Here is a 22,283-nt window from a genome sequence, read left to right as displayed (position 1 = left end):
CGATGCTCACGCGCGCCGTCGACCCGATCATCTCCGAAGTTTTCGCAGCGCTCGACACTGCGCTCGGCGGCGAAACGGCGCCGCTGGGCGTCGCGGTTTCGGGCGGCGGCGACAGCATGGCGCTCCTTCACCTCGCGGACGCCTGGGCCACCGCGCGGGGGCGCGCGCTCGAGGTCGCGACCGTGGATCACGGGCTGCGCGCGGAAAGCGCCGCGGAGGCGCGGCTGGTCGGCGGCGCCGCCGGCGCGCTCGGACGTCCGCACGAAGCGCTCGAGTGGCGCGGCTGGGCCGGCCGCGGCAATCTACAGGCGGAGGCGCGCGCGGCGCGCAGGCGTCTTCTCTCCGCCTGGGCGGCGCGGCGCGGTTTGGCGGCGATCGCGCTTGGCCACACGATGGACGACCAGGCGGAGACGGTGCTTCTCAGGCTCGGCCGTGGCGCGGGGGTGGACGGGCTCTCCGCAATGGCCGCGCGCGCGGAGGCTGCGGGCGCGATCTGGCTCCGGCCGCTGCTCGGGATTCGGCGCGCTGCGCTTCGCGACTGGTTGCGCGGCCGGGGCGTCGCCTGGATAGAGGACCCCTCCAACGAAGACATGCGCTTCGACAGGGTGCGCGCCCGGCGCTCGCTGAGCGCGCTCGCGCCACTTGGCGTCACCGCGGAAGGGCTCTCGGCGACGGCGGAGCGAATGCGCGGCGCCCGCGAAGCGCTGGATCACGGCGCGGCCGCGTTGGCGGCGAAGGCGGCGCAATGGGGCGCTTGCGGCGAGTTGCGCCTGGCGCTACCGCCGTTGCGGGCCGCGCCGCGTGAGCTGGCGCGCCGGCTGCTCCGCTCCGGGCTGACCCGCGCCGCCGGCGCCGAATATGGCCCCCGCGCCGAGGCGGAGGCGCAACTGATGAACGCGATGTTCGCTTACAAGCTCGGCGGCGGGCGGAGCCTTCATGGTTGTCTGATTCGTCCGGACGGTCCGCTCCATGTGGTGATCTCGCGTGAAGAAGCGGCGGTGGACGCGGCGCCGGCGCCGCTCGGCGCCGAAGGCTTGATCTGGGACGGAAGGTTTCTTGTCGCCATCACACCATCTGCGGACGACGAATGCGACGCCGCGGTCGCACCGCTCGGCGAAGCCGGCGCCCGACGCCTCGCGGAGCTTTCCGGCGCCGGACTCTGGCGCGCCCCGCAGCACTGGGCGGCCGCGCCCCGCGCCGCGCGGTTGACGACGCCGGCGCTCTGGCGCGGGGGGAAGCTCAAGGCGGCGCCGCTGGCGGAATACGGCGCCGGCGCGACCGCGCGCTTCATGGCGGCGGGGGATGGCTGGCCGGCGGCCTGCGGCGCGGGAGGGTGAGGGCGTATCGACGCGCGCGGACCCTGACGGATTGAACCGACCGTGCTATGCATTATCTACAGTTCCGACGGGCCGCGCGGTCCGTCCTTTGATGAGAGGTTCCGATCTAGTGGGTAACGCCAGAAATTTCGCCTTCTGGGCTGTCGCGATTCTGCTTCTTGTGGCGCTTTTCAATGTGTTCAGCGACAGCGGTTCGCGGACCTCGGGCAATCAGATCGCTTTCTCCGATTTTCTGAATCGGGTCGATCAGAAGCAGATCGCCGAAGTCTCGATCGACGGCGAGAAGCTGACCGGGCGCACCGATGACGGCCGCGCCTTCACGACCTATCAGCCGCTCGGGACTGACATTATCTCTGAACTGCGTCAGGGCGACGTGCGCGTCGTCGTCCAGCCGCAGCAAGAGGGCGGTCTGCTTTCCACGCTCGGCTTCTGGCTGCCGATGCTGATCATCTTCGCTGTCTGGATCTTCTTTCTCAACCGGATGCAGGGCGGTGGGCGCGGCGCGATGAGCTTCGGCAAGTCGAAGGCCAAGCTGCTGACCGAGAAGACCGGCAAGGTCACCTTCCAGGACGTCGCAGGCATCGACGAGGCGAAGGAGGAACTTGAGGAAATTGTCGAGTTCCTGAAGGATCCGCAGAAATACACCCGCCTCGGCGGCAAGATTCCGAAGGGCGCGCTGCTTGTCGGTCCGCCGGGCACCGGTAAGACTCTTCTGGCGCGCGCCATCGCGGGTGAGGCCGGGGTGCCGTTCTTCACGATCTCCGGCTCCGACTTCGTCGAGATGTTCGTCGGCGTCGGCGCCAGCCGCGTCCGCGACATGTTCGAGCAGGCGAAGAAAAACGCGCCCTGCATTGTCTTCATTGACGAGATCGACGCCGTCGGCCGCCATCGCGGCGCCGGCTACGGCGGCGGCAACGACGAGCGCGAGCAGACGCTGAACCAGCTCCTCGTGGAGATGGACGGCTTCGAGGCGAACGAGGGCGTGATCCTGATCGCCGCCACCAACCGGCCCGACGTGCTCGACCCGGCGCTGCTTCGCCCTGGCCGTTTCGACCGGCAGGTCACGGTGAACAACCCCGATGTCGGTGGGCGGGAGAAGATCCTTCAGGTTCATGCCCGCCAGGTGCCGCTGGCGCCAGACGTTACGCTGAAGGTTATCGCCCGCGGCACGCCGGGCTTTTCGGGCGCCGATCTCGCCAACCTCGTGAACGAGGCCGCGCTCCACGCCGCCCGATCCGGCAAGCGGCTGGTGACGATGGAGGATTTCGAAAAGGCGAAGGACAAGATCATGATGGGCGCCGAGCGCCGCTCGATGGTCATGACGGAGGAAGAGAAGACCCTCACCGCCTATCACGAGGCCGGCCACGCCATCGTCGGCCTGCATGTGCCGGAGCATGACCCGATCCACAAGGCGACGATCATCCCGCGCGGCCGCGCGCTCGGCCTGGTGATGAGCCTGCCGGAGCGTGACCAGTATTCCGTCACCAAGCGCAAATATACCTCGAAGATCGCCATGGCGATGGGCGGCAAGGTGGCCGAGGAGCTGAAATTCGGCGAGGACAGCGTGACCTCCGGCGCGACCTCCGACATTCAGCAGGTCTCGAAGATCGCGCGGGCGATGGTGACCCAGTTCGGCTTCTCCGATAAACTCGGCAATATCGACTACGCCGAACAGACTGACACCTATCTTGGCGCGCTCGGCGGCAATCTGAAAATCTCCGGCCCGACGCAGCGGATCATCGAGGAGGAGGTCCGCCGTATCATCGATGAGGGCTACGACACCGCCAAACGCATCCTCACCGAACATGGTGAGGAATGGGAGCGTCTGGCGCAGGGCCTGCTCGAATACGAGACGCTTACCGGCGACGAGATCACCAAGGTGATCGCCGGCGAACCGCTGGATCGCGCCGATGACGACGCGCCGCCACCGCCGAGCGACGGCAAGCCGCGCCTCGCCTCCGTGCCGAAGGCCGGAAAGAAACGCGGAGGCGAGCCCGAAGGCGGGATGGAGCCGCAGCCGAATTGAACCGGGACGGCCTCGGCGGCTGGAAAGTAGCCGCCTACGAGGCCTTCGGCGATCTTCGCCTTCGTCCCGCGCTCGATCTTCTCGCGCGGGTTCCCGAGCTTCCCGCCGGCGCGCTCGTCGATCTTGGTTGCGGCTCCGGGGCGGCCGCGTCGGCGCTGCGCGCGCGGTTTCCGGGCCGTCGGCTGATCGGTGTTGATCGGGCGTCGGAGATGCTGGCGAAGGCCGCGCCGCTGCTCGATGAGGCGATCGAGGCCGATATCGCGGACTGGGGTCCGGCGGCGGCGGCGCTGATCTTCTCCAACGCCGCGCTGCACTGGCTGCCGGATCACGCGACGCTGATACCGGCGCTTTTCGCCGCGCTCGCGCCCGGCGGAGTCCTCGCCGTACAGATGCCGGGCCAACTCGACAGACCCTCGCACCGCACGATGATCGGGGCGGCGGCGGCGATACGCCCCGACCTCTTTTGCGGCTGGAAGCCCTTTCCCGGCCCGTTGCCGCTCCCCGATTATGCAGGACTCCTGCCTCGCGCCGGGCTCGATCTCTGGGAGACGGAGTATCTCCAGCGACTGGGTCCGGCCGATGGAGGCGGCCATCCGGTCCGCGCCTTCGTCTCCGCCACCGGCGCAAGACCCATCCTCGCCCTGCTCGATGCGGCGGAGCGGGCGCGCTTCGAGGCGGGCTGGGACGAAGCGCTCGGCGCGGCCTATCCGGTCGGACCCGATGGTTGCTGCTGGTTTCCCTTCCGCAGGTTTTTTTTCGTCGCGCGTAGTATCGGCTCGGGTTAGGCGCTGCGCGGACCGGCGGAGGATGTGGCGCACTTTCGATCTCGCATTTGCAGGAAGAGTGGTGATCGTGACAGGGCTCTGCGATGGACTTGGCCTTGCGGCGGCCCGGTGGCTGGCCGTCGAGGGTGCGAATATTGTGATCCGCCGCAGACCCAGCAGCGCCTATCGTCGCGACCGTCGCTCCCCAAGAGCCGCGGGCGCCACGCCGCGCCATCGACGAAATGGATGCGCATTGCATCCTATGCGCCCCGCTTCCGGCATCCGCGCTCTCCAGGATCGAATGCGCCGCCAGCCGCGCGCCTGCTCGCGTCCGGATATCGGCGCGTGTCCCGCAGTCGTCACCCTGCGTCACAACGCTTTTGCGCAGATGTTGATAACTGGTCGCCCCCTTGGTTTCCGACACCGCTCGGGTTTGATCGTTGATAGTGAATTTCCGTCCCGGCGACGATCGCGGATTAGGGCGTTTATCAGTATTTCCGATATGTAGCACACAGCGCAGTCAAGACAAATATAATTAACGAAAATAGACTGTAAGAATAAGCTCGTTTGCCCCCCGCGCCGGAATCGGCTACCCCGATTCGCCGGTGATGGAGGCGAGGATTTGCGCGATTTTCTTTTGCGGCCGATTTGCGACGCCGGGGGCGGCGAAGACGGCATACCGCTTGCGGGTGGCCCGATCCGTTTCAACAAGATGGAGACGGTGGGGCTCAATCGCGAGGCGCGTCGGCTGCCGCTGAAATCAGTGGCGCCGGAGGCGCTTCGACTGCTCGCCGCACCGCGCCCGCCGCTGATGGGCGTAACGATGGACAGGCCAAGAATCCTTGGGGTGCTTAACGTCACGCCAGACAGCTTCTCCGACGGGCGGCCCGGCGAAAGCGTCGCCGCGGCGGTCGAGCGCGGGCTCGAGATGGCGGCTTCGGGCGCCGATTTCATCGATGTCGGCGGGGAATCGACCCGGCCAGGTTCTGATCCGCTCGAACCTGCGGCTGAGCAGGACCGCGTACTGCCCGTGATCGAGGGTTTGAAAAAGGCGGGATTGTCCGCGCCGATCTCGATCGATACGAGGAACGCCGCGACGGCGCGCGCGGCGTTCGAGGCCGGCGCCGCAATGCTGAATGACGTCTCGGCGTTGACCCATGACGAAGAAAGTCTGGGGACGGTGGTAGAGTTTGGCGGCGCCGTCTGTCTGATGCACGCTCAGGGAGACCCCAAGACGATGCAGGACGCGCCGCGCTATCGCAACGTCCTGATCGAGGTATATGACTGGCTGGAGTCCCGCGTCGCAGTCTGCGTGAAGGCCGGGGTGCCCCGCGGGCGTATCGTCGTCGACCCCGGCATTGGTTTCGGCAAGACCCTGGCGCATAATCTTACATTGATCGGCGGATTGGCGGCGTTTCACGGGCTGGGCTGCGCCGTGATGCTCGGGGCTTCGCGCAAGGCGTTCATCGGCAGGCTGACTGGAGTGGAGAATGCGGCGGATCGCGTCGCCGGTTCCATCGGCGCGGCGCTGGCCGGGGCGGGGCGGGGCGCGCATGTCTTCCGCGTTCATGATGTCGCGCAGACGCGCCAGGCGCTCGACGTCTGGCGTGCGGCGGCGTGGTTCGACGGAGACGACGAATGAGCAGGTTTTTCGGAACGGACGGCGTGCGCGGCGAGGCCAATAACGGCGTGATGACGGCCGAGACGGCGATGAAGCTCGCCATGGCCGCCGGGCGGTATTTCACGCGGGGCGCACATCGACACCGCGTGGTGATCGGCAAAGACACGCGGCTTTCCGGCTACATGATCGAGGGGGCGATGGAGGCCGGATTCACTTCGGTCGGCATGGAGGTGCTGCTCACCGGCCCGATTCCGACGCCGGCGGTCGGAATGTTGACCAAGTCGATGCGCGCGGATATCGGCGTGATGATCTCCGCCTCGCATAATCCTTTCACCGATAACGGGGTGAAGTTCTTCGGGCCGGACGGCTACAAGCTTTCGGACGAGGACGAGGCGGCGATCGAGGCGATGATGGATGAGCCGCGCCTCGCCGCGGCGTCGGATATCGGCCGGGCCAAGCAGATCGACGACGCCGCGGGCCGCTATATCGAGATCGCGAAGGCGAGCTTCCCGAAATCGCTTTCGCTTGACGGGCTGAAGATCGTTGTCGATTGCGCCAATGGCGCCGCTTACCGGACCGCGCCCACGGTGCTCTGGGAGCTTGGCGCCGACGTGCTGCCGCTGGCGGTCGAACCGGATGGCCGGAATATCAATCGCAATTGCGGGTCTACCGATCCGAAAATCTGCGCCGAATGGGTCGTCGCCAACGGCGCGGATATCGGTGTCGCGCTCGATGGCGACGCTGATCGGGCGATTCTGATCGACGAGACCGGCAGAGTAGTGGATGGCGACCAAATCATCGGGCTGATCGCGGCGGGCTGGCGCGCGGCCGGGCGACTGGCCGGCGACGCGGTGGTGACCACTGTGATGTCGAACATGGGCCTAGAGCGGATGCTTGAGGGTATCGGCGTCGGTCTGATCCGCACGCCGGTCGGCGACCGGCACGTGGTTGCCGAAATGCGCGCGCGCGGCATGAATGTAGGGGGGGAACAGTCCGGCCATGTCGTGCTTTCCGATTACGCGACCACCGGCGACGGCCTGATCGCCGCCCTACAGGTGATGGCGGCGATGCAGACCGAGGGGCGGTCCGCCTCCGATGTCTGCGCGATGTTCGAGGCGATGCCGCAGGTGCTGGAGAATATTCGCTTCGAGGCCTCCGGCGCAGACCCGCTTTCAGCTCCGGCGGTGCGGGCTGCGATCGACGAAGCTGAAGCGCGTCTCGCCGGGACTGGACGTCTGCTGATCCGTAAGTCGGGAACGGAGCCGCTGATCCGCGTGATGGCCGAAGGTGAAGACGAGTCGCTGATCCGCGCCGTCGTCTCCGCGATATCGGCCGAGGTCGCCGCCGCCTGAACGGCGCGACTTTGTGACGCTCGGACCCGTTTGGCCGCGGGTCCCTTTGAACCCGGCTGGACGTACCGGCGGCTCAGGCGGGTCGGGCGGGCCGGTTGAGGCCGGCGAACATGAGCGCCGGCGCGGCGAACGCCACCCCGGCCCCGAATAGCAGACCCTGCGACATCCCGAGTACGCCGCCGCCCGGCAACGCCAGCAACAGCCCGCCGAGCGCCAACGTCGCTCGAAGCGCCACGCCATGGACGCCCGAGCCGAGCCCGCCGATCAAGCTGACATGGCCCTGGAGCGCGGATGAGATCAGCCAGATGCCGCAAAGCGCGGTGGAGAGCGTCAGCATGATCTCCAGCGCCGAGCCCTCCCCGACCAGCGCCGGATTGAGGATGAAGAGGAAGGGCGCGACGTAGATCACGCCGCCCAGCCGCATTGCCTCCAGCCCGGTGCGCATCGGCCCGGCGCCCGCCATAGTCGCCGCGGCGAAGGCGCCGAGCGCCACCGGGGGCGTGATATAGCTGACCATGCCCCAGTAGAGGATGAAGAGATGAACCGCGAGCTGGTTCAGCCCGGCCTGCTCCAGCGCCGGCGCGAGCACCACGGCGAGAAAGATGTAGCAGGCGGTCACGGTCATCCCCATGCCGAAGATGAAGGCCGTGACGGCGCCCATGAGAAGAAGCGCGATGGTCGAGGCGCCGGCGATGAAGATCAACTCGTTGACCAGCGTCCCCGCCAGTCCGGTGGCGGAGAACGCACCGACGATCAACCCGACCCCGAGCAGCACGGCGGTGAGCTCCGCCAGCGCTTTGCCGACGCCGACGATCATCGCGCCAAAGCTCGCCCAGCTGAAACGGTGGCGGCGCAGCAACTGGTTGATGAGGAGCAAGAGCCCGGTCGCGTAGAACGGCGCCAGCCGCTCCATCCGCAGCGCCACCATCAGATAGATCAGCACCGCGAAGACGAGGATGTAGGGCCAGCCCTCGCGCATCGCGCCGCGCAGTGACGGGACCTCAGCCCGCTCCAGCCCCTTGAGACCGCGCCGCGCCGCATAGGCGTCGATCTGCGCGAAAAGGCCAAAATAGAACAGGAGCGACGGAATCGCCGCTGCGAGCGCGATGTCGATATAGGGCCGTGACAGGAACGAAGCCATGACGAAGGCGGTCGCGCCCATGATTGGCGGCATGAGGACGCCGCCGGTCGACGCGCAGGCCTCAGTCGCCGCGGCGTGGCGAGCGGAGAATCCGGTCCGCTTCATCGCCGGGATCGAGACGGCGCCGGTGGTCAGGACGTTGGATATCACCGATCCGGACATCGAACCCATGAAGCCGGAGGCGAAGATTGCGACCTTCGCGGCCCCACCCCGATAGCGCCCGACGAGGGCGAGCGCGAGGTCGTTGAAGAACTTGCCGCCGCCGGTCTGCTGCAGCACCGCGCCGAAAAGGATGAAGCCGATAACGAGCGATCCGAACGCCCGCATCGGGATGCCGAAGGAGCTTTCGGACGAAATCATGTGATAGGGCGCGAGATCCCAGAACGGCGACGCGAAGCCGGAGATCGGCCCGGGCATCTGGTCGGCGACGGTCGGGTAGAGCGAGAAAAGCAGCACGATGATGAAGAGGACAAGACCGCCGGCGCGACGCGTTCCCTCCAGGATCAGCAGATAGAACAGGATAGAGAGCCAGCGCGCCGAGTCGGGGGCCGCGAACTCCCACCCCATGTCGAGCGCGGTCTCCGCGTTCCAGATGAAATAGCCGCTGGCCGCCAACGAAATGGCGAAGAGCGTCCAGTCGCGGATCGCCGCCATCTGCGCCGACCGTAGCGGGATTGTCAGGGCGCCGAGCGACAGAATCGTGCCGGAGAGTAGATAGGTCGCCCCGATCACCGGCAAGATGACGCCGATCGCTGCGAGCGCCGTCGGAAGCGCCCAATCCATGAGTTGCGGCCGGTCGCCGGCGCGGTTGGGAAAGACGACGAATGCGAGCGCGAGAAAGAGGCCGGCGAGGACGTAGAGATATCGCCCCTCGATCAGTACGATCCCGAACAGCTGGATATTGAAGAGCTGATGGATCGAGACGGCGACCGCCGCCAGGGTCAGTGCGCCGACCGCGATCTGCGCGGCCGGCGGCAGAGGCGCCTGCGGCGCCCCTGCAGCCTCGAGTTTCTCTGAATGGTCCATTCACCTCGCCCGTCAGAATGGCGACAACCGGGCGCGACGTCGAACCGCCGCGCCCGGGATTAGCAGCGGGCGTTCAGAATACGATGGCGAAGCCCCCGGCCTTCAGAGCCTCCTTGCGCTTGACGGCCCATGCGGCCTCCCAGTCTTCGGGGTCCTCGGCCTTCAGCTCTTCCCAGGCGGCGCCGAGCGCTTCCTGCTTGGCGATGAGCTTGGTGTTGTGCGCCTCGGCGGCGTCGGTCCAGACGCCGACTTCCTTGAAATAACGCACGGCGCCGGCGTGATAGGGCGCGACCCATTCGAAGTTCTGCATCTCCAGCGCCCAGCCGTTGATGCCGGGGGCCTTGTCCTTGTACTCAGGGAAAAGCTCCACCATCGCCTTTGTCATCGCATAGACGAGATCCTCGTCCTGCGTATCCATCGCGGTCAGCACCGGATAGGCGTAGCTGGCGGTGGGCGCACCCGGGCCGCCATCGATCGCCGCGCCGACGGTCGCGGTCATCGCCGTGAAGAAGGGCGCGACATCCCGCATCGCGGCGAGCCCTTCCGCGTTGTCCGGATCGATCGGCGGCCAGGTAAGGCCGCGCGGGCCGGCGGCGGCCTCATAGGCGAGGCCGGAGTTCGTGGAGGCGAAGGCGGCGTCGACCTGGTTGTTGGTCAGCCCCTTCCAGCTATCGCCGAATCCACCGAACTCCACCCGTTCGACATCGTCCCAGGTGAGTCCGCCATAGGCGAGATAGGCGGTTGAATTGACGTTGAGTGCTGGCGCGCCCTTGACCCAAGCGACACGCTTGCCTTTCAGGTCACTGTAGTTCTCGACCCCGATATCACCAGCCACGCCGACGGAGAGCCCGACTGTGCCGCCATTGTTGGCGAGCAGGACGCGCACCTTCTGCGGGCCCCAGTTTTTCGCACCGAAAGCAAAGACGCCTTCCTGCGCCATGAAGGAGCCGCCGACGCCGGTGGCGGAGAAATCGACCTTGCCCTGGCGCAGCGGTTCGGTGCGCGAGACGTCATTCTTGCCTGGCAGCACCCGCAGACTGGTGCCCGTGGCGTTCTGAAGCGCGGCGCCGATGGCGACGGCCTGGTTATAGCCGGCCGAGCCGGTGTCGTAGGCGGTCCAGGCGAGCTGGTCCGGCAGCTCCTGCGCCGCGGCGCCGCCGGCCGCCAGCGCCGCGACGGCGATCATGCTGGTGAATTTCATCTTGTTCTCCCTTTACGCGCCGCATCATGAACGGGCGGCTCTCGAACGGGATATGACCAGCCGGAGGGTGGGAGTTCAAGCGCGAAGCAGAGCGTTCACGCGAAGGCGTAGTCGCCGCCGACCTTCAGCGCGCGCTTCCACGCCGGACGTTCGTGAATCGTGGCGACGAACGCCGCCAGCTTCGGAAGGCGCTCGCCCGTGCCCCGGCTGATCGCGATCTCGGCCGTGAAGTTCAGCATCACGTCGGCGGCCGGAAGATCATCGAGGACGAAATGGCCTGAGGGACTGAGGGTCGCCTCCATGTAGCCGAAATGGGCTGGCCAGTCGCTCATCGATCCACGGTTTCAGCGGCGCGGCCGCGTCGCCGAGGCGGCCTGTGTAGGGGTTGAGCAGGATCGTGAGCATCGCCGAGCCTTACGCGAAATGCATCAGTGCGAGATGATCGATATGGGCGCCGGAACCGGCGGGCGGGATCAGATGCGGGTCGTGGCGGGCGCAGAGATACCCGACGATGGCGGCGCTTTCGACAATCAGGCGGCCTTCGTCCTCGGCCATCGGGGCCTTGCCGAGCGGGTGAGCCTTTTTCAACGCCGATGGCGCGAGACTGGTGGCGACGTCGCGCTGGCAGGTCTTCAGCCCATAGGGAACGGCGAGTTCTTCAAGGAGCCAGAGGATGCGCTGCGCGCGGGAATTGTTCCGGTGATAGACGGTGAGCATGGGAGCCTCCGGCACGGTTTAGGGAAAGGTGACGGATTCGCCCGCGCCGCGCCGCTGGAAGCGGAGAAAAACGCATTATCGCACGCGATAAGGGGGTTAAGCAATTGATTTATTGAGAAAAACGGAAAGTAATGGTTTGAGAGGCGCCTCTCTCGCCCGTCGAATCCGGCGGTCGTCATGGCGAGATCATGGATTATGCCATCGCCTTTCGAAACGCAGGCGGCTCTTCGAGCGGAGCAAGAAAGTTATCCTTCTCGACCAGGGTGAAGGCGGCTTCGGCTGCGCAAAACGAGTTCGGCCGTCAAGTGGTTTTCAACTGCGGCGACCGCCCGGTCTGACCGCCCATAGCGCAGCATGTGACGCCGATGGTCGAACGCAACTCCAAGTCGAAGCTGCTAACCTTCCTGTCAGACCCTTTGTTCCCCTCACGCCTCCACCGCAAAGCGTCCGATGCGGCGTTTGAGGGGGCCGATCCGGTCGATGAGGGACGCCGCGGTTGTGAAAAGCGCGCGGCGGGCCGGGCCGGGGGCGGTGACGAGTTTTCGGGCGCGTTCGGTTGCGGCGATGGTTTCGCGGCCCTCCTTCTCACGGAGCGGGGAATAGTCGTCGAGGCCGCCTTCGACGAGGCGCCGCGCCAGTTCGGCGGCGTCGCTGATGCCGAGATTCATGCCGCGCCCGCCGACCGGTGAATGGCAATGCGCCGCATCGCCGGCGAGGTGGATGCGGCCGGTGGAGTAGCGCCCGGCCTGCCGGACCGAGATGGTGAAGGCGGCGGCGCGGCGGATGTTCGTGACTTCCAGCGGCATGGCGAGCGCCTTCAGCGCATCCGGCGTGTTGGAGATGACACGGTAGCGCTTCACGCCAATCGGGACGACGACCGCGATCTTGCCCGGCGCGCCGAGCGTGGCGGTGAAGGCGGTCGGGTGGGGCCAGTCCTCGGCGTCGACATCGGCGATCGCCCATTTTCCGGGGAGGTCATGGCCATGATACGCGACCTCCGCCGCCTTCCGCGTCAGGCTGTGGACGCCGTCGGCGCCGATCAGGTGGTCGAAGCGCGCTTCCACCCCGTCCGTGAGGCGGACGTTGACGCCCTCGGGGTCGGGCGCGGCGCTTTCCAGCGCGAGATCGTAGCGGACCTCGCCCCCGAGCGCGCGGAAGGCGTCGGCGAGGGCGCGTTCGGTTCGATCCTGCGGCAGGGCGAGGATATGCGGGAAGAATGCGGTCTCCGACTGGAAGGGAATGGTCAGGAGGCGGCGCTCACCCCGGTAGAGCCGGGCTTTCCTGACGGTCACGCCCTCGGCGATCAGCCGGTCGGCGACGCCGCTCGGGTTGAGCAGTTGGAGCGACCGCGTGGTGATCCCGACGGCGCGGCTGAACGGGGAGGGGGTCTTGCGCCGTTCGATCACCGTCGCGATTACGCCGCGGCGCGCGAGCTCCAGCGCCGCCGTCAGCCCGGTCGGGCCGGCGCCTGCGATCAGGATGTTCAGAGCTTTCGCCATGCCGCCTCTCCGATGGCGTTCCCAGCCGGATTATGAGGGTGCGCGGCGGCGGCGGCCAGCCCCGGCGGCGTCAGCGGCGAAGGGCGGCCTTCAGATCGGCCATCGAGGCCGCTCCGAAGGCCAGCGCGAGCGCGCTGTAAAGCGCGCCGCCGAAAGCGACGAGCAGGGCGAGCGCGGCGTAGCGAAGGCCGGGCGCGGCGAGCGCGCCGGAGAAGATCTCCGCGCCGAACCGGACCGCGACGGCCATCAGGACGCTCGCGACGAGAATGCGGGGCAGGCGGCGGCTTAGGCGTTCGTCCGGCCGCACGGCGGCGCCGAATGCGCGCGCGCCGCGCCAGAGCAGAGCGAGGTTGAGCCAGCCGGCTAGCATCGTGCCGATCGGGATCGCCAGCCAGCCGATCAGCGGCGCGCCGGCGAGGGAAATCGCGGTGTTGAGCGCGACGGAGGCGAGCGCGTAGCGGAGGGGCGATTTCGTATCCTCGCGCGCGAAGAAGGCGGGTTGGACGACCTTCTGCATGACGAACGCCGGAAGCCCGAACGCGAAGATCGCGGTGGCCGCGGCGACCGCGGCGGCGTCAGCGGCGGTGAAGGCGCCGCGGGCGAAAAGGACCGAGGCGAGCGGCCCGGCGATGGCGGCGAGCGCGGCGGCGGCGGGAAGCGTCAGCGCCATCGAGAATTCGGTTGCGCGACAAAAGGCGTTGCGCGCGCCGTCATCGTCCCCTGCGCGAACGCGGCGGGAAAGCTCGGGGAGAAGGACGACGCCGATCGCGACGCCGACGACGCCGAGCGGCAGCTGGTAGAGTCGGTCGGAATAGGAGAGCCAGGCGATGGCGCCGGTGAAGAAGCTGGCGATGGCCGTGCCGATCAGGAGATTGATCTGCATCACCCCGCCGGCGAGCGCGCCGGGAACGCCGAGCGCGACCAGCCGGCGCATGGCCGGGCTCCATCGCGGCCGGCGGAACGCCAGCGTCATCCCCGCCATGCGCGCCGCCCGCGCCACCAGCCAGACCTGCGCGAAACCGGCGGCGAGCACGCCGAGCGCCAGCGCCGATCCGACCGGCGCCGCCGCCCCGACCGCGACCGTCATGGCGCCGATCAGGATGATGTTGAGCAGGACCGGCGCCGCGGCGGGCGCGGCGAAGCGGCCCATGGCGTTGAGAACGCCGGAGAAAAGCGCGGTGAGCGCCATGCAGAAAAGATAGGGGAACTGGATGCGCCCGTAGAGTGTGGCGAGGCGGAAGCGTTCGGGGTCGTCCGCGAAGCCCGCGGCGAGGACGAGGATCAGCGTCGGCATGAATATCTGCGCCAAAATGGTGAGAAGCAGAAGGACGGCGATCAACCCGGCCATCGCTTCCTCCGCGAAGCCCTTCGGGTCTTCGCCGCCCTCCAGCCGTTTCGCGAAGAGAGGAACGAACGCCATGTTGAACGCGCCCTCGGCGAAGAAGCGGCGGAACATGTTGGGCAGACGAAAGGCGACGAAGAACGCTTCCGCCACCGGCCCGGCGCCGAGGAGGCCGGCGATCATCACGTCGCGCACGAATCCGAGGACGCGGCTGGCCATGGTCCAGGAGCCGACGGCGGCGAAAGCGCGCAGGAGACGGATCGGCCGCGCTCCGGCTTCGCTCACGCGGCGTCCCCGGCCTCGTCCGCCGCGCGGCGGATGGCGTCGCGAAGCTTTTTCTCGATGGATTTCTGCTTGGCGGCGGAGCGGATCTTCAGGCCGAAAATGTCCTTGACGTAGAAGCTGTCGACGACCTGCTCGCCAAAGGTGGTGATCACGGCGGAGGAAGTGTTGACGCCCGCCGCCGCGAGAACGCGCGCGAGATCGTAGAGAAGGCCGACCCGGTCGCGGGTGTCGACCTCGATCACGGTGTAGAGATCGGAGCTGTCATTGTCGAAGGTGATCGTCGTCGGCACGTCGAATGGTCGCTCGCGGCGCTTCATCCCGCGTTTCGGCTTCAGCGCGTCGCGGGCGACGAATTCGCCGCGCAGGGCCCGGTGGATCGATTTCTTCAGCCGTTCGTGGCGCGATTGTTCGAACGGGGCGCCGTCGTGGTCCTGCATCCAGAAGACTGCGGTCGTCATGCCGTCGGAGGCGGTGAAGACGCGCGCGTCGCGGACCGAGGCGCCGGCGAGCGCCAGCGCGCCGGCGACCCGGCTGAAGAGCCCGGGATGATCGGCGAGATAGAGACAGCAGCGCGTCGCGTCGCGCGCCGGGTCGTTGTCGAAGCGGGAATGGACGTGTTCGGGTTTCGCGTTCCGGCCGATCTCCGCCAGCCGCTCCTGCGTATCGGTGTCGAGGCCGAGCCAGTAGGGTGGTTGGTGGCGGGCGAACCAGGCTTCGATCTCCTCGGGTTTCCAGGTGGTGAGACGCACGAGAAGCAGGTCCTTCGCCTCCTCAACCAGATCGGCGCGGCTCAGCCGTTCGTTGCCGACGCCAAGCTCGCCCAGCGTATCCCTGTAAAGCGCGCGCAGGAGCTGCGCCTTCCAGTTGTTCCAGACATTGGGGCCGACGGCGCGGATGTCGAGCGAGGTGACGACGAGCAGCAGCTTCAGCCGCTCGACGCTGCGCACCTGATCGGCGAAGGCGCGCACGGTCGCGGGGTCGGAGATATCGCGCTTTTGCGCGGTGTCGGACATGATCAGGTGGTGGCGGACAAGCCATTCGACGAGTTCGGTCTGCCCCTCCGTCAGGCCGAGCCGGGGGCAGAGGCTGGCGGCGATCTCGGCCCCGACCTCCTCATGCGGGCGGGTGCTGCCCTTGCCGATGTCGTGGAGCAGGAGCGCGAGCGTGAGCACCGTCATGTCGACGCCCTGGGCGACGATGCGGGTGGAGACGGGAAGTTCGCTGGCCAACTCGCCTTTCGCCAGGCTGTGGAGCCCGCCGATCGCGAGGATCGTGTGCTCGTCCACCGTGTAATGGTGATACATGTTGAACTGCATCAGCGAGACGATGCGGTCGAATTCCGGGATGAACGCCCCGAGGACGCCGGTCTCGTTCATCCGTCTGAGGGCGCGCTCCGGATCGCCGCTGGACACGAGAAGATTGAGGAAGATCGCGTTCGCCTCCGGATCGGCGCGGAACGCGTCATCGATCAGGTGGAGCTTGCGCGCCACCATGCGGTGCGCGTTCGGGTGGATGAGGGCGCCGGTCTTCAGTCCTTCCTCGAAGAGCCGGAGTATGTTGAGCCGGTCGTCGTCGAGCCAGCTCTCGTCGCTGATGTCGAGACGGCCGTCGCGGATCACCAGGCCGGTCGCGTCTGAGCGCGTCGCCCCGAACGAGAAGGCGCGGATCAGCGCGCCGAGGCCGGGGCGGGCCTTTTTCTGATCCGCCTCCAGCGCCGCGCAGAAGAAGCGGGTGAGGTCGCCCACGTCCTTGGCGTGGCGGTAGTAGCGCTGCATGAACACCTCGACCGCGCGCTTGCCGCCCTGCGGCTCGAAGCCGAGGCGCGCGGCGATCTCAACCTGGAAGTCGAAGGTCAGCCGCTCCTGCGCCCGCCCGGCGACGAGATGAAGATGGCAGCGCACCGTCCAGAGGAAGGTTGCGGCGGCGGCGAATATTTCCGCCTCGTCCGCCTTAAGGACGCCCTTCTCGATCAGGGCGGAGACCTCCTCGACATCGTAGACATATTTCGCGATCCAGAACAGCGTCTGAAGATCGCGAAGCCCGCCCTTGCCCTCCTTGATGTTCGGCTCGACGAGATAGCGCGAGCCGCCGTGCTTGGCGTGGCGGGCGTCGCGCTCGGCGAGCTTCGCCTCGACGAACTCGGCTCCGGTGGAGAGGAATACCTCCTTCCGCAGCGTGATGCGGAGCTTTTCCGCCAGCGTCCTGTCGCCCCAGAGATAGCGCTTCTCCAGCAGCGAGGTGCGGATTGTGATGTCTTCCTTCGACAGGCGCAGGCATTCCGCAACCGAGCGCGTGGCGTGGCCGACCTTTAGCTTCAGATCCCAGAGGATGTAGAGCGTCGCCTCGATCACCTGTTCGATCCAGGGCGTTTTCTTGTAGGGCGTGAGAAACAGCAGATCGACATCGGAGAACGGCGCCATCTCGCCGCGCCCATAGCCACCGGTGGCGACGACGGCGAAGGATTCCGAGGCGCCACGGGCGTGGTTCGGATGCAATGCGTTCGCCGCGAAGTCGAGCGCGCCGGTCACGACGAGGTCGATCGCCTCGCAAAGCGCGCGCGCGGTGCGCGGGCCGCCGTCGCGGGCCCCGCCGAGGAGCGCCAGCGCGGCGCTGCGCCCATCGTTCAGCGCGGCTTTCAGAGCCTCGATCGCAGCGGCGCGGGAATCTTCGGCGCCCGCGGCCGCCTCCAGCGCCGCGGCGAGGGATTCGCGTGTGGGACGCGCCGCCGGGACGACGGGCGCTTCTCCGTCGCCGGGGCCGGGTATCGCGCCCCCGGCGTCCATCGCGCCCGCCATCGTTCCCGTCCTCGCGCGTATCAGGCGCCGGGCGCGGCGAAGGGGGCCGGATCGAGCACGGCCGGACCATCGGCGGTCATCTCCATGACCGCGAGCGCGCGGCGGTTCAGGCCGTCCTCGGTCAGCCGGAATGTTCCGGTCGCGCCTTCATGGACGCCGGCGGAGATCGCCGCCGCTGTGAAGGCGGGCGGGCCGCCCGTCTTCGCCGCCTTGAGGATGTCGGAGGCGGCGACCACGGCGTCATATCCGATCGTGGCGAGCGGAGAGGGCTGGCGGCTCAACTTCATCGCGAAATTTTCCGTGAAGGCGGCGTGTCGCGCCGGGTCCGCCGCCGCGAACCAGCCGCCCTGGAGCGGCGACTCGGACGCGTTGTTCGGGTCGTCCCAGCGGCTGAGCCCGAGAAAGCGGAAACTGCGCGGGGAGACGTCGTAATAGCTAAGGAACGACGCCGTGGAGCGCAGCCCGTCGCCGTGATCCGCGATCAGGACGCCATCTGCGCCGGAGCTGCGGATCGAGCCGGCGTTCGCCTTGGTGGCGGCTTCGATGCCTTCGAAGCTGCGCTCATAGCCGAGGACGGGGCCGACCCTGACGCCGGCGTCCCTCGCGGCGGCGCCCGAAGCCGCGGCTACGGCCTTTCCATAGCGGTCATTCGGGTGGATCACCGCGATGGCGCCGACGCCCTGCGATCCGGCGTAGCCGAATACGCGGCGCATCTCGTCGCCGACCAGCTGTCCGAGCACCCAGACATTGCCGCCAGCGACGCTGGGGTCGCTCGAGAAGGAGATCATGTTCAGCCCGGCGCGGGCGGCGACAGGCGCCGCTGAAGCGGTCGACTCGGCTGTCAGCGGACCGAGAATCAGCGTCGCACCCTCCCGCACGGCGTGGCCGGCGGCGGTCGCGGCCCCGGCGGTGGTGCCGTCGGTGTCGTAGACTTTCATCGTGAGATTGGCGGGGCCGTGCTGCGAGAGCGCGATCTGCGCCGCTGCGGTCAGGTCCTGCGCGATCCGGCTCGCCGTCCGGCTGGCGGCGGTCGTCGGCGCGAGAAGCGCGATGCGGATCGGTGCGTTCGGATCGACTCGCGGCGTCGGCGCGTCGGCGGCGCGAGAGGACCCGCCGCCCCCCGATCCGCCATCAGAGACGCGCGCCGAAGGCGGCGCGGAGGCGCAGGCGGCGAGGGCGCCGGCGGCGATGGTCACTGTGGCGATGCGCAGCGCGGTGCGCGCGGCGCGTGAGAAAATATCGGCTACGGTGGTTGCGCTCTGGCGCATGTTCTGGGTCTCCTCGCAGCAGGCGGTCCGGCGGCCGACCGCCTGACGCGAGACGACGACGCGGGAGGAGACTATGGCCCGGACAAAACAAAGTAAACGCGGGCCTGCGGGTGAAACCTCCGGTTCGGGCGCGCCCCCGGCGGTTATCTACAGCCGCGACCGGCTTCCCGCCGGGCTCTATCTGGCGGCGACGCCGATCGGGGCGGCGGGCGACGTGACATTGCGCGCGCTCGACGCGCTGACGCGCGCCGACGCCATCGCGGCGGAAGACACGCGTCGGGCGTTGAAGCTGATGTCGATCCACGGCGTTCCGCGCGCCGGGCGCCCGCTCATCGCCTACCACGACCATAACGGCGAAGCTGTGCGCCCCGGTATTCTGGCGCGGATCGAGGCGGGGGAGAGCGTCGTCTGCGTCACCGACGCCGGCACGCCGCTGATCGCCGATCCGGGCTGGAAGCTGGCCGAGGCGGCGATCGGGCGCGGCCTCAAGGTCGTCGCTCTGCCGGGGGCGTCCGCCGTTCTGGCGGCGTTGTCTGTCGCCGGGCTGCCGACCGACCGGTTCATGTTCGCCGGGTTCACAGCCCCGAAGCAGGCGGCGCGGCGGGCCGATCTGGCGGCGCTGAAAGCCGTGCCGGCGACGTTGGTCTTTTATGAGAGCCCGCGCCGGCTCGGGGCGCTGCTCGCCGACATGACGCACGTCTTCGGTGGCGAGCGGCGCGCGGCGGTCTGTCGGGAGTTGACCAAACTTCACGAGGAGGTGCGGCGCGGAACGCTCGCCGCGCTCGCGGAGAACTATGACGGGTCGGCGCCGAAGGGTGAGATCGTGGTCTGCGTCGGCCCGCCGGAGGAATGCGCGCCGGGGGCGGATGAAACCGACGCCGCGCTTCGCGCCGCGCTTCGCGAGATGGGGGTGCGGGACGCCGCGACGACGGTCGCCGGCGCGCTCGGCCTGCCGCGCCGCGCGGTCTACGCCCGCGCGCTGGCGCTGACGACGGAGACGGACGAAACATGAGCCGCGCTTGGCGGGGCGGGCTGAACCACCGCACCGGGCTGGCGGCGGAGGACAGCGTCGCACGGCTCTACGCAGCGGCCGGCGCCGGGCTCCTCGCGCGGCGCTGGCGCTGCGCCGCGGGTGAGATCGACCTGATTTTCCGCGAACCTGAAACCATCGTTTTCGTTGAGGTGAAGCGTCGCGAGAAGTCGCTCGGTGAAGACCCTGTCGGCGAAAGACAATGGCGGCGCTTGGAGGCTGCGGCGGAAACGTATATGGTGGAGAGTGGAACGGGCGACATCCCGCTGCGCTTCGACCTCGCCCTCGTGGGCGTGGACGGGTCGGCGGAGATAATCAGAAACGCCCGCATCAGAGGCTAGAGGCGAGAAAATGGGCAAAGATATTGCGTTCGCGCGCGCCGCAGGCGTCGCGCTTCTGGCGGCTACGAGTCTCTCCGGCTGCGTGGCGGCGACCTTGGTCGGCGGCGCTCTGGCGACGACCGGCGTGTCGGTTGCGCAGGAGCGATCGACGCGACAGGCGCTGACAGACACCGAAATCCAGCTGACGATCAACAACAAGTTCCTCAACGAGGATTATGGCCTCTTCGCAGACATTTCGACCGAGGTGGTGGAGGGGCGCGTCCTTCTGACGGGCTCAGTTCCGCGGCAGGAAGAAAGCATCCGCGCGGCGGAACTGGTCTGGTCGACGCCCGACGTCACCGAACTGGTGAACGAAATCACCGTGGAGGAGGATCCCGGGCTGATGAGCTACGGTAGCGACCTCTGGATAAGCACCCAGCTTCGGGCGGAGATTCTCGCGGACACGCAGATCTCCGGGGTGAACTACAATGTTGAGACGGTGAACGGCGTCGTCCATGTGATCGGCGTCGCGCGGAACGCGGCGGAACTCTCACGGGTCCTGAATCTCGCCAGCCGGATTGACGGCGTGAAGGAAGTGGTCAGTCATGTGCTGACCAAACATGACGCGCGCCGGGCTGTCGGCTGAGACATCCGCCGCCGCTTTCGGGGGAACCCAGATGAGCCTGACCGTCGCCATACAGATGGACCCGATCGACAAGGTCGATATCGACGCCGACAGCACCTTTCAACTGGCCGAGGAGGCGGCGGCGCGGGGCCACACGCTCTTCTATTACCATGTCGAGGATCTGGCGCTCGACGAGGGGAAGGTGATCGCCTCGGGTTGGCCGATGACGGTGCGCAGGAAGCGCGGCGATCACTTCTCCCTCGGCGCGCCGGAGACCCGCGATCTGTCGAAGGTGGACGTGGTGCTGCTTCGTCAGGACCCGCCTTTCGATATGAGCTACATCACCAATACCCATATCCTGGAGCGGATTCATCCGAAGACGTTGGTGGTGAATGACCCGTTCTGGGTCCGGAACTGCCCGGAAAAGCTGCTGGTGCTGGATTTTGCCGATCTTTCGCCGCCGACGATGATCGCCCGCAACCTCAGCCATATCCGCGCCTTTCGCGAGCGGCATGGCGACATGATTCTGAAGCCGCTCTACGGGAATGGCGGGGCCGGGGTGTTCAAGCTCAAGGGTGGCGACAGCAATCTCAACGCGCTGCACGAATTGTTCACGGGGATCAACCGCGAGCCGCTGATCGCGCAGAAGTTCCTGCCTGCAGTCAGCGAAGGCGACAAGCGGGTGATCCTGGTGGACGGCGAGGCCGTGGGCGCGATCAACCGCGTGCCGCTCAAGGGCGAGACCCGCTCCAATATGCATGTCGGCGGGCGGGCAGAGAAGATCGCGATGGATGACCGCGACCGCGAGATATGCGCCAGGATCGGCCCGCTCCTGCGGGAGCGGGGGCTGATCTTCGTCGGCATCGACGTGATCGGCGGCCTGCTGACCGAGATCAACGTCACCTCGCCGACCGGCATACAGGAGCTACAGCGCTTCGACGGGATCAATATCGCCGGGCTGATCTGGGACGCCATCGAGAGGCGGCGCGCCGAGGGCGCCGGCGCCGGCTGATGTCGCTCCGCCTCGCCGCGATATCGCTCTACTTGCGGCTGGTGGAGAAACCGCGCCTCGCGCGGACACGGGACCCGAAAGCGGTCAGGGCGGGTTTCGAGACGACGGCGGAACGGCTTTTCCGGATGCCGGCGGGCGCGAACATGATCGACGGCCGCATCGAGGGGCCGGCAGGCCCGATCCCGATTGAATGGGTCAGCCGGGGCCGGCCGGACCGGCGCGCGGTGGTCCTCTATCTGCATGGCGGCGCCTATCTGATGGGCTCGCCGGCCACGCATCGCCATCTCGTCGCCACGCTCGCCGGTCATGCCGGGGCGCGGGCGCTCGCGCCGGCGTATCGGCTGGCGCCGGAAAACCGCTGGCCCTGCGCCGTGGAGGACGCGCTGGCCTGCTATCGGAACCTGCTGGAATGCGGATACAAGGCGCGGCGCATCGCCTTCGCCGGCGATAGCGCGGGGGGTGGGCTCGCCTTCGCCACGCTTCTCGCGGCGCGCGAGGCGGGGCTGCCGGACCCTGCCTGCATCGCGGCCTTTTCGCCCTGGGTGGATCTTACGCTGAGCCAGAAGAGCCTCAAGCGGAACGCGCGCTCGGACCCGATGTTGCCGGCTTCGAGGATTGCGGAGACGCGCGATTATTACGTCTCCGCCGCGGATGCCGGCGCGCCGACCGCCTCGCCGCTGCTGGCGGCCATCCCGGCGCCGCCGCCGGTGCTGATCCAGGCGAGCCGGATCGAATTGCTCGAGGACGAGGCGGCGACGATGGCCGAAAAGCTCCGCGCCGCAGGCGGCGAGGTTCGGCTGGAATGGTTCCAGAGCGCGCCGCATGCATGGCAGATCTTCTGCGGCTACGCGCCGGAGGCGGACAAGGCGCTGGCCCGGGCCGGCGCCTTCATCCGCGCGCGGATCACCGAAGGCTGATCCGC

Annotated in this window: 18 protein-coding genes; 10 read left to right on the top strand and 8 right to left on the bottom strand. The window is 67.9% G+C overall.

Annotated elements, in window-relative coordinates:
- The first annotated feature begins 2 nt into the window (after nucleotides 1-2).
- The 5 genes from tilS to glmM all read left to right on the top strand — a co-directional run bounded on the left by tilS (nucleotide 3) and on the right by glmM (nucleotide 7,100).
- A complete protein-coding gene (gene tilS / locus G5B40_RS07440; protein ID WP_165096998.1) occupies nucleotides 3-1,337 on the top strand; it encodes a tRNA lysidine(34) synthetase TilS in 1,335 nt (444 codons plus the stop codon).
- Nucleotides 1,338-1,446: 109 nt separating this feature from the next.
- Complete coding sequence (ftsH, locus tag G5B40_RS07435; protein WP_165096995.1) at nucleotides 1,447-3,363, top strand: ATP-dependent zinc metalloprotease FtsH; 1,917 nt, start codon at nucleotides 1,447-1,449, stop codon at nucleotides 3,361-3,363.
- Nucleotides 3,360-4,148 (top strand): methyltransferase domain-containing protein, encoded by a 789-nt coding sequence (locus G5B40_RS07430; protein WP_165096992.1) that lies wholly within the window; start codon nucleotides 3,360-3,362, stop codon nucleotides 4,146-4,148. The genes ftsH and G5B40_RS07430 overlap by 4 nt, the downstream gene beginning before the upstream one ends.
- 601 nt (nucleotides 4,149-4,749) lie before the next feature.
- Nucleotides 4,750-5,769 carry a dihydropteroate synthase gene (folP, locus tag G5B40_RS07425; protein ID WP_246209749.1) on the top strand — a complete coding sequence of 340 codons (1,020 nt, stop codon included), beginning with the start codon at nucleotides 4,750-4,752 and terminating at the stop codon, nucleotides 5,767-5,769.
- Nucleotides 5,766-7,100, top strand: a complete 1,335-nt coding sequence (gene glmM / locus G5B40_RS07420; RefSeq protein ID WP_165096989.1) for a phosphoglucosamine mutase — start codon at nucleotides 5,766-5,768, stop codon at nucleotides 7,098-7,100. The genes folP and glmM overlap by 4 nt, the downstream gene beginning before the upstream one ends.
- Nucleotides 7,101-7,173: 73 nt before the next feature.
- Here the strand turns inward: glmM and G5B40_RS07415 are convergent, their stop codons facing one another.
- From G5B40_RS07415 to G5B40_RS07385, 8 genes are all read right to left on the bottom strand, one after another.
- Entirely contained in the window at nucleotides 7,174-9,267 is a 2,094-nt protein-coding gene (locus tag G5B40_RS07415; RefSeq protein ID WP_246209747.1) for a TRAP transporter permease, read from the bottom strand.
- Nucleotides 9,268-9,340: 73 nt separating this feature from the next.
- Nucleotides 9,341-10,468 (bottom strand): TAXI family TRAP transporter solute-binding subunit, encoded by a 1,128-nt coding sequence (locus G5B40_RS07410; protein WP_165096987.1) that lies wholly within the window; start codon nucleotides 10,466-10,468, stop codon nucleotides 9,341-9,343.
- 95 nt (nucleotides 10,469-10,563) lie between these two features.
- Nucleotides 10,564-10,800, bottom strand: a complete 237-nt coding sequence (locus G5B40_RS21155; protein ID WP_246209745.1) for a glutathione S-transferase family protein — start codon at nucleotides 10,798-10,800, stop codon at nucleotides 10,564-10,566.
- Between the two features lie 82 nt (nucleotides 10,801-10,882).
- Nucleotides 10,883-11,185 (bottom strand): glutathione S-transferase N-terminal domain-containing protein, encoded by a 303-nt coding sequence (locus tag G5B40_RS21150; protein ID WP_246209744.1) that lies wholly within the window; start codon nucleotides 11,183-11,185, stop codon nucleotides 10,883-10,885.
- A gap of 425 nt (nucleotides 11,186-11,610) precedes the next feature.
- Nucleotides 11,611-12,684: an FAD-dependent oxidoreductase gene (locus tag G5B40_RS07400; protein WP_165096984.1), complete on the bottom strand. Its 1,074-nt coding sequence runs from the start codon at nucleotides 12,682-12,684 to the stop codon at nucleotides 11,611-11,613.
- A 70-nt stretch (nucleotides 12,685-12,754) separates the two neighbouring features.
- On the bottom strand, nucleotides 12,755-14,311 hold the full coding sequence (murJ, locus tag G5B40_RS07395; RefSeq protein WP_343040739.1) for a murein biosynthesis integral membrane protein MurJ: 1,557 nt from the start codon (nucleotides 14,309-14,311) through the stop codon (nucleotides 12,755-12,757).
- Entirely contained in the window at nucleotides 14,308-17,106 is a 2,799-nt protein-coding gene (locus tag G5B40_RS07390) for a [protein-PII] uridylyltransferase (protein WP_246209743.1), read from the bottom strand. The genes murJ and G5B40_RS07390 overlap by 4 nt, the downstream gene beginning before the upstream one ends.
- Nucleotides 17,107-17,126: 20 nt before the next feature.
- Nucleotides 17,127-18,374 carry a penicillin-binding protein activator gene (locus tag G5B40_RS07385; RefSeq protein WP_165096981.1) on the bottom strand — a complete coding sequence of 416 codons (1,248 nt, stop codon included), beginning with the start codon at nucleotides 18,372-18,374 and terminating at the stop codon, nucleotides 17,127-17,129.
- 73 nt (nucleotides 18,375-18,447) lie between these two features.
- On the opposite strand from G5B40_RS07385, the gene rsmI reads away from it, so the two are divergent.
- Genes rsmI through G5B40_RS07360 form a run of 5 tightly spaced genes read left to right on the top strand, consistent with a single transcriptional unit; the run spans nucleotide 18,448 to nucleotide 22,278 of the window.
- A complete protein-coding gene (rsmI, locus tag G5B40_RS07380) occupies nucleotides 18,448-19,386 on the top strand; it encodes a 16S rRNA (cytidine(1402)-2'-O)-methyltransferase (RefSeq protein ID WP_165096978.1) in 939 nt (312 codons plus the stop codon).
- Nucleotides 19,383-19,745 (top strand): YraN family protein, encoded by a 363-nt coding sequence (locus G5B40_RS07375; protein WP_165096975.1) that lies wholly within the window; start codon nucleotides 19,383-19,385, stop codon nucleotides 19,743-19,745. The genes rsmI and G5B40_RS07375 overlap by 4 nt, the downstream gene beginning before the upstream one ends.
- A gap of 10 nt (nucleotides 19,746-19,755) precedes the next feature.
- Entirely contained in the window at nucleotides 19,756-20,370 is a 615-nt protein-coding gene (locus tag G5B40_RS07370; RefSeq protein WP_165096972.1) for a BON domain-containing protein, read from the top strand.
- 31 nt (nucleotides 20,371-20,401) lie between these two features.
- Nucleotides 20,402-21,361 (top strand): glutathione synthase, encoded by a 960-nt coding sequence (gshB, locus tag G5B40_RS07365; protein ID WP_165096969.1) that lies wholly within the window; start codon nucleotides 20,402-20,404, stop codon nucleotides 21,359-21,361.
- Complete coding sequence (locus G5B40_RS07360) at nucleotides 21,361-22,278, top strand: alpha/beta hydrolase (RefSeq protein WP_165096966.1); 918 nt, start codon at nucleotides 21,361-21,363, stop codon at nucleotides 22,276-22,278. The genes gshB and G5B40_RS07360 overlap by 1 nt, the downstream gene beginning before the upstream one ends.
- Nucleotides 22,279-22,283: the final 5 nt, after the last annotated feature.

This window comes from Pikeienuella piscinae, assembly GCF_011044155.1.
GTDB classification, from domain to species: Bacteria; Pseudomonadota; Alphaproteobacteria; order Rhodobacterales; family Rhodobacteraceae; genus Pikeienuella; species Pikeienuella piscinae.
Note: the sequence above shows the minus strand (reverse complement) of the source record. Positions and strands in the feature narration are given on the sequence as shown.

What these genes read in the sequence shown, in the direction of transcription:
- G5B40_RS07390 (WP_246209743.1), bottom strand. Translation starts at nt 17,106, where the DNA reads ATGGCGGGCGCGATGGACGCCGGGGGCGCGATACCCGGCCCCGGCGAC.
- gshB (WP_165096969.1), top strand. Translation starts at nt 20,402, where the DNA reads ATGAGCCTGACCGTCGCCATACAGATGGACCCGATCGACAAGGTCGAT.
- rsmI (WP_165096978.1), top strand. Translation starts at nt 18,448, where the DNA reads ATGGCCCGGACAAAACAAAGTAAACGCGGGCCTGCGGGTGAAACCTCC.
- G5B40_RS07360 (WP_165096966.1), top strand. Translation starts at nt 21,361, where the DNA reads ATGTCGCTCCGCCTCGCCGCGATATCGCTCTACTTGCGGCTGGTGGAG.
- G5B40_RS07410 (WP_165096987.1), bottom strand. Translation starts at nt 10,468, where the DNA reads ATGAAATTCACCAGCATGATCGCCGTCGCGGCGCTGGCGGCCGGCGGC.
- G5B40_RS07415 (WP_246209747.1), bottom strand. Translation starts at nt 9,267, where the DNA reads ATGGACCATTCAGAGAAACTCGAGGCTGCAGGGGCGCCGCAGGCGCCT.
- G5B40_RS07400 (WP_165096984.1), bottom strand. Translation starts at nt 12,684, where the DNA reads ATGGCGAAAGCTCTGAACATCCTGATCGCAGGCGCCGGCCCGACCGGG.
- G5B40_RS07370 (WP_165096972.1), top strand. Translation starts at nt 19,756, where the DNA reads ATGGGCAAAGATATTGCGTTCGCGCGCGCCGCAGGCGTCGCGCTTCTG.
- G5B40_RS21150 (WP_246209744.1), bottom strand. Translation starts at nt 11,185, where the DNA reads ATGCTCACCGTCTATCACCGGAACAATTCCCGCGCGCAGCGCATCCTC.
- G5B40_RS07375 (WP_165096975.1), top strand. Translation starts at nt 19,383, where the DNA reads ATGAGCCGCGCTTGGCGGGGCGGGCTGAACCACCGCACCGGGCTGGCG.
- glmM (WP_165096989.1), top strand. Translation starts at nt 5,766, where the DNA reads ATGAGCAGGTTTTTCGGAACGGACGGCGTGCGCGGCGAGGCCAATAAC.
- tilS (WP_165096998.1), top strand. Translation starts at nt 3, where the DNA reads ATGCTCACGCGCGCCGTCGACCCGATCATCTCCGAAGTTTTCGCAGCG.
- G5B40_RS07385 (WP_165096981.1), bottom strand. Translation starts at nt 18,374, where the DNA reads ATGCGCCAGAGCGCAACCACCGTAGCCGATATTTTCTCACGCGCCGCG.
- G5B40_RS21155 (WP_246209745.1), bottom strand. Translation starts at nt 10,800, where the DNA reads ATGAGCGACTGGCCAGCCCATTTCGGCTACATGGAGGCGACCCTCAGT.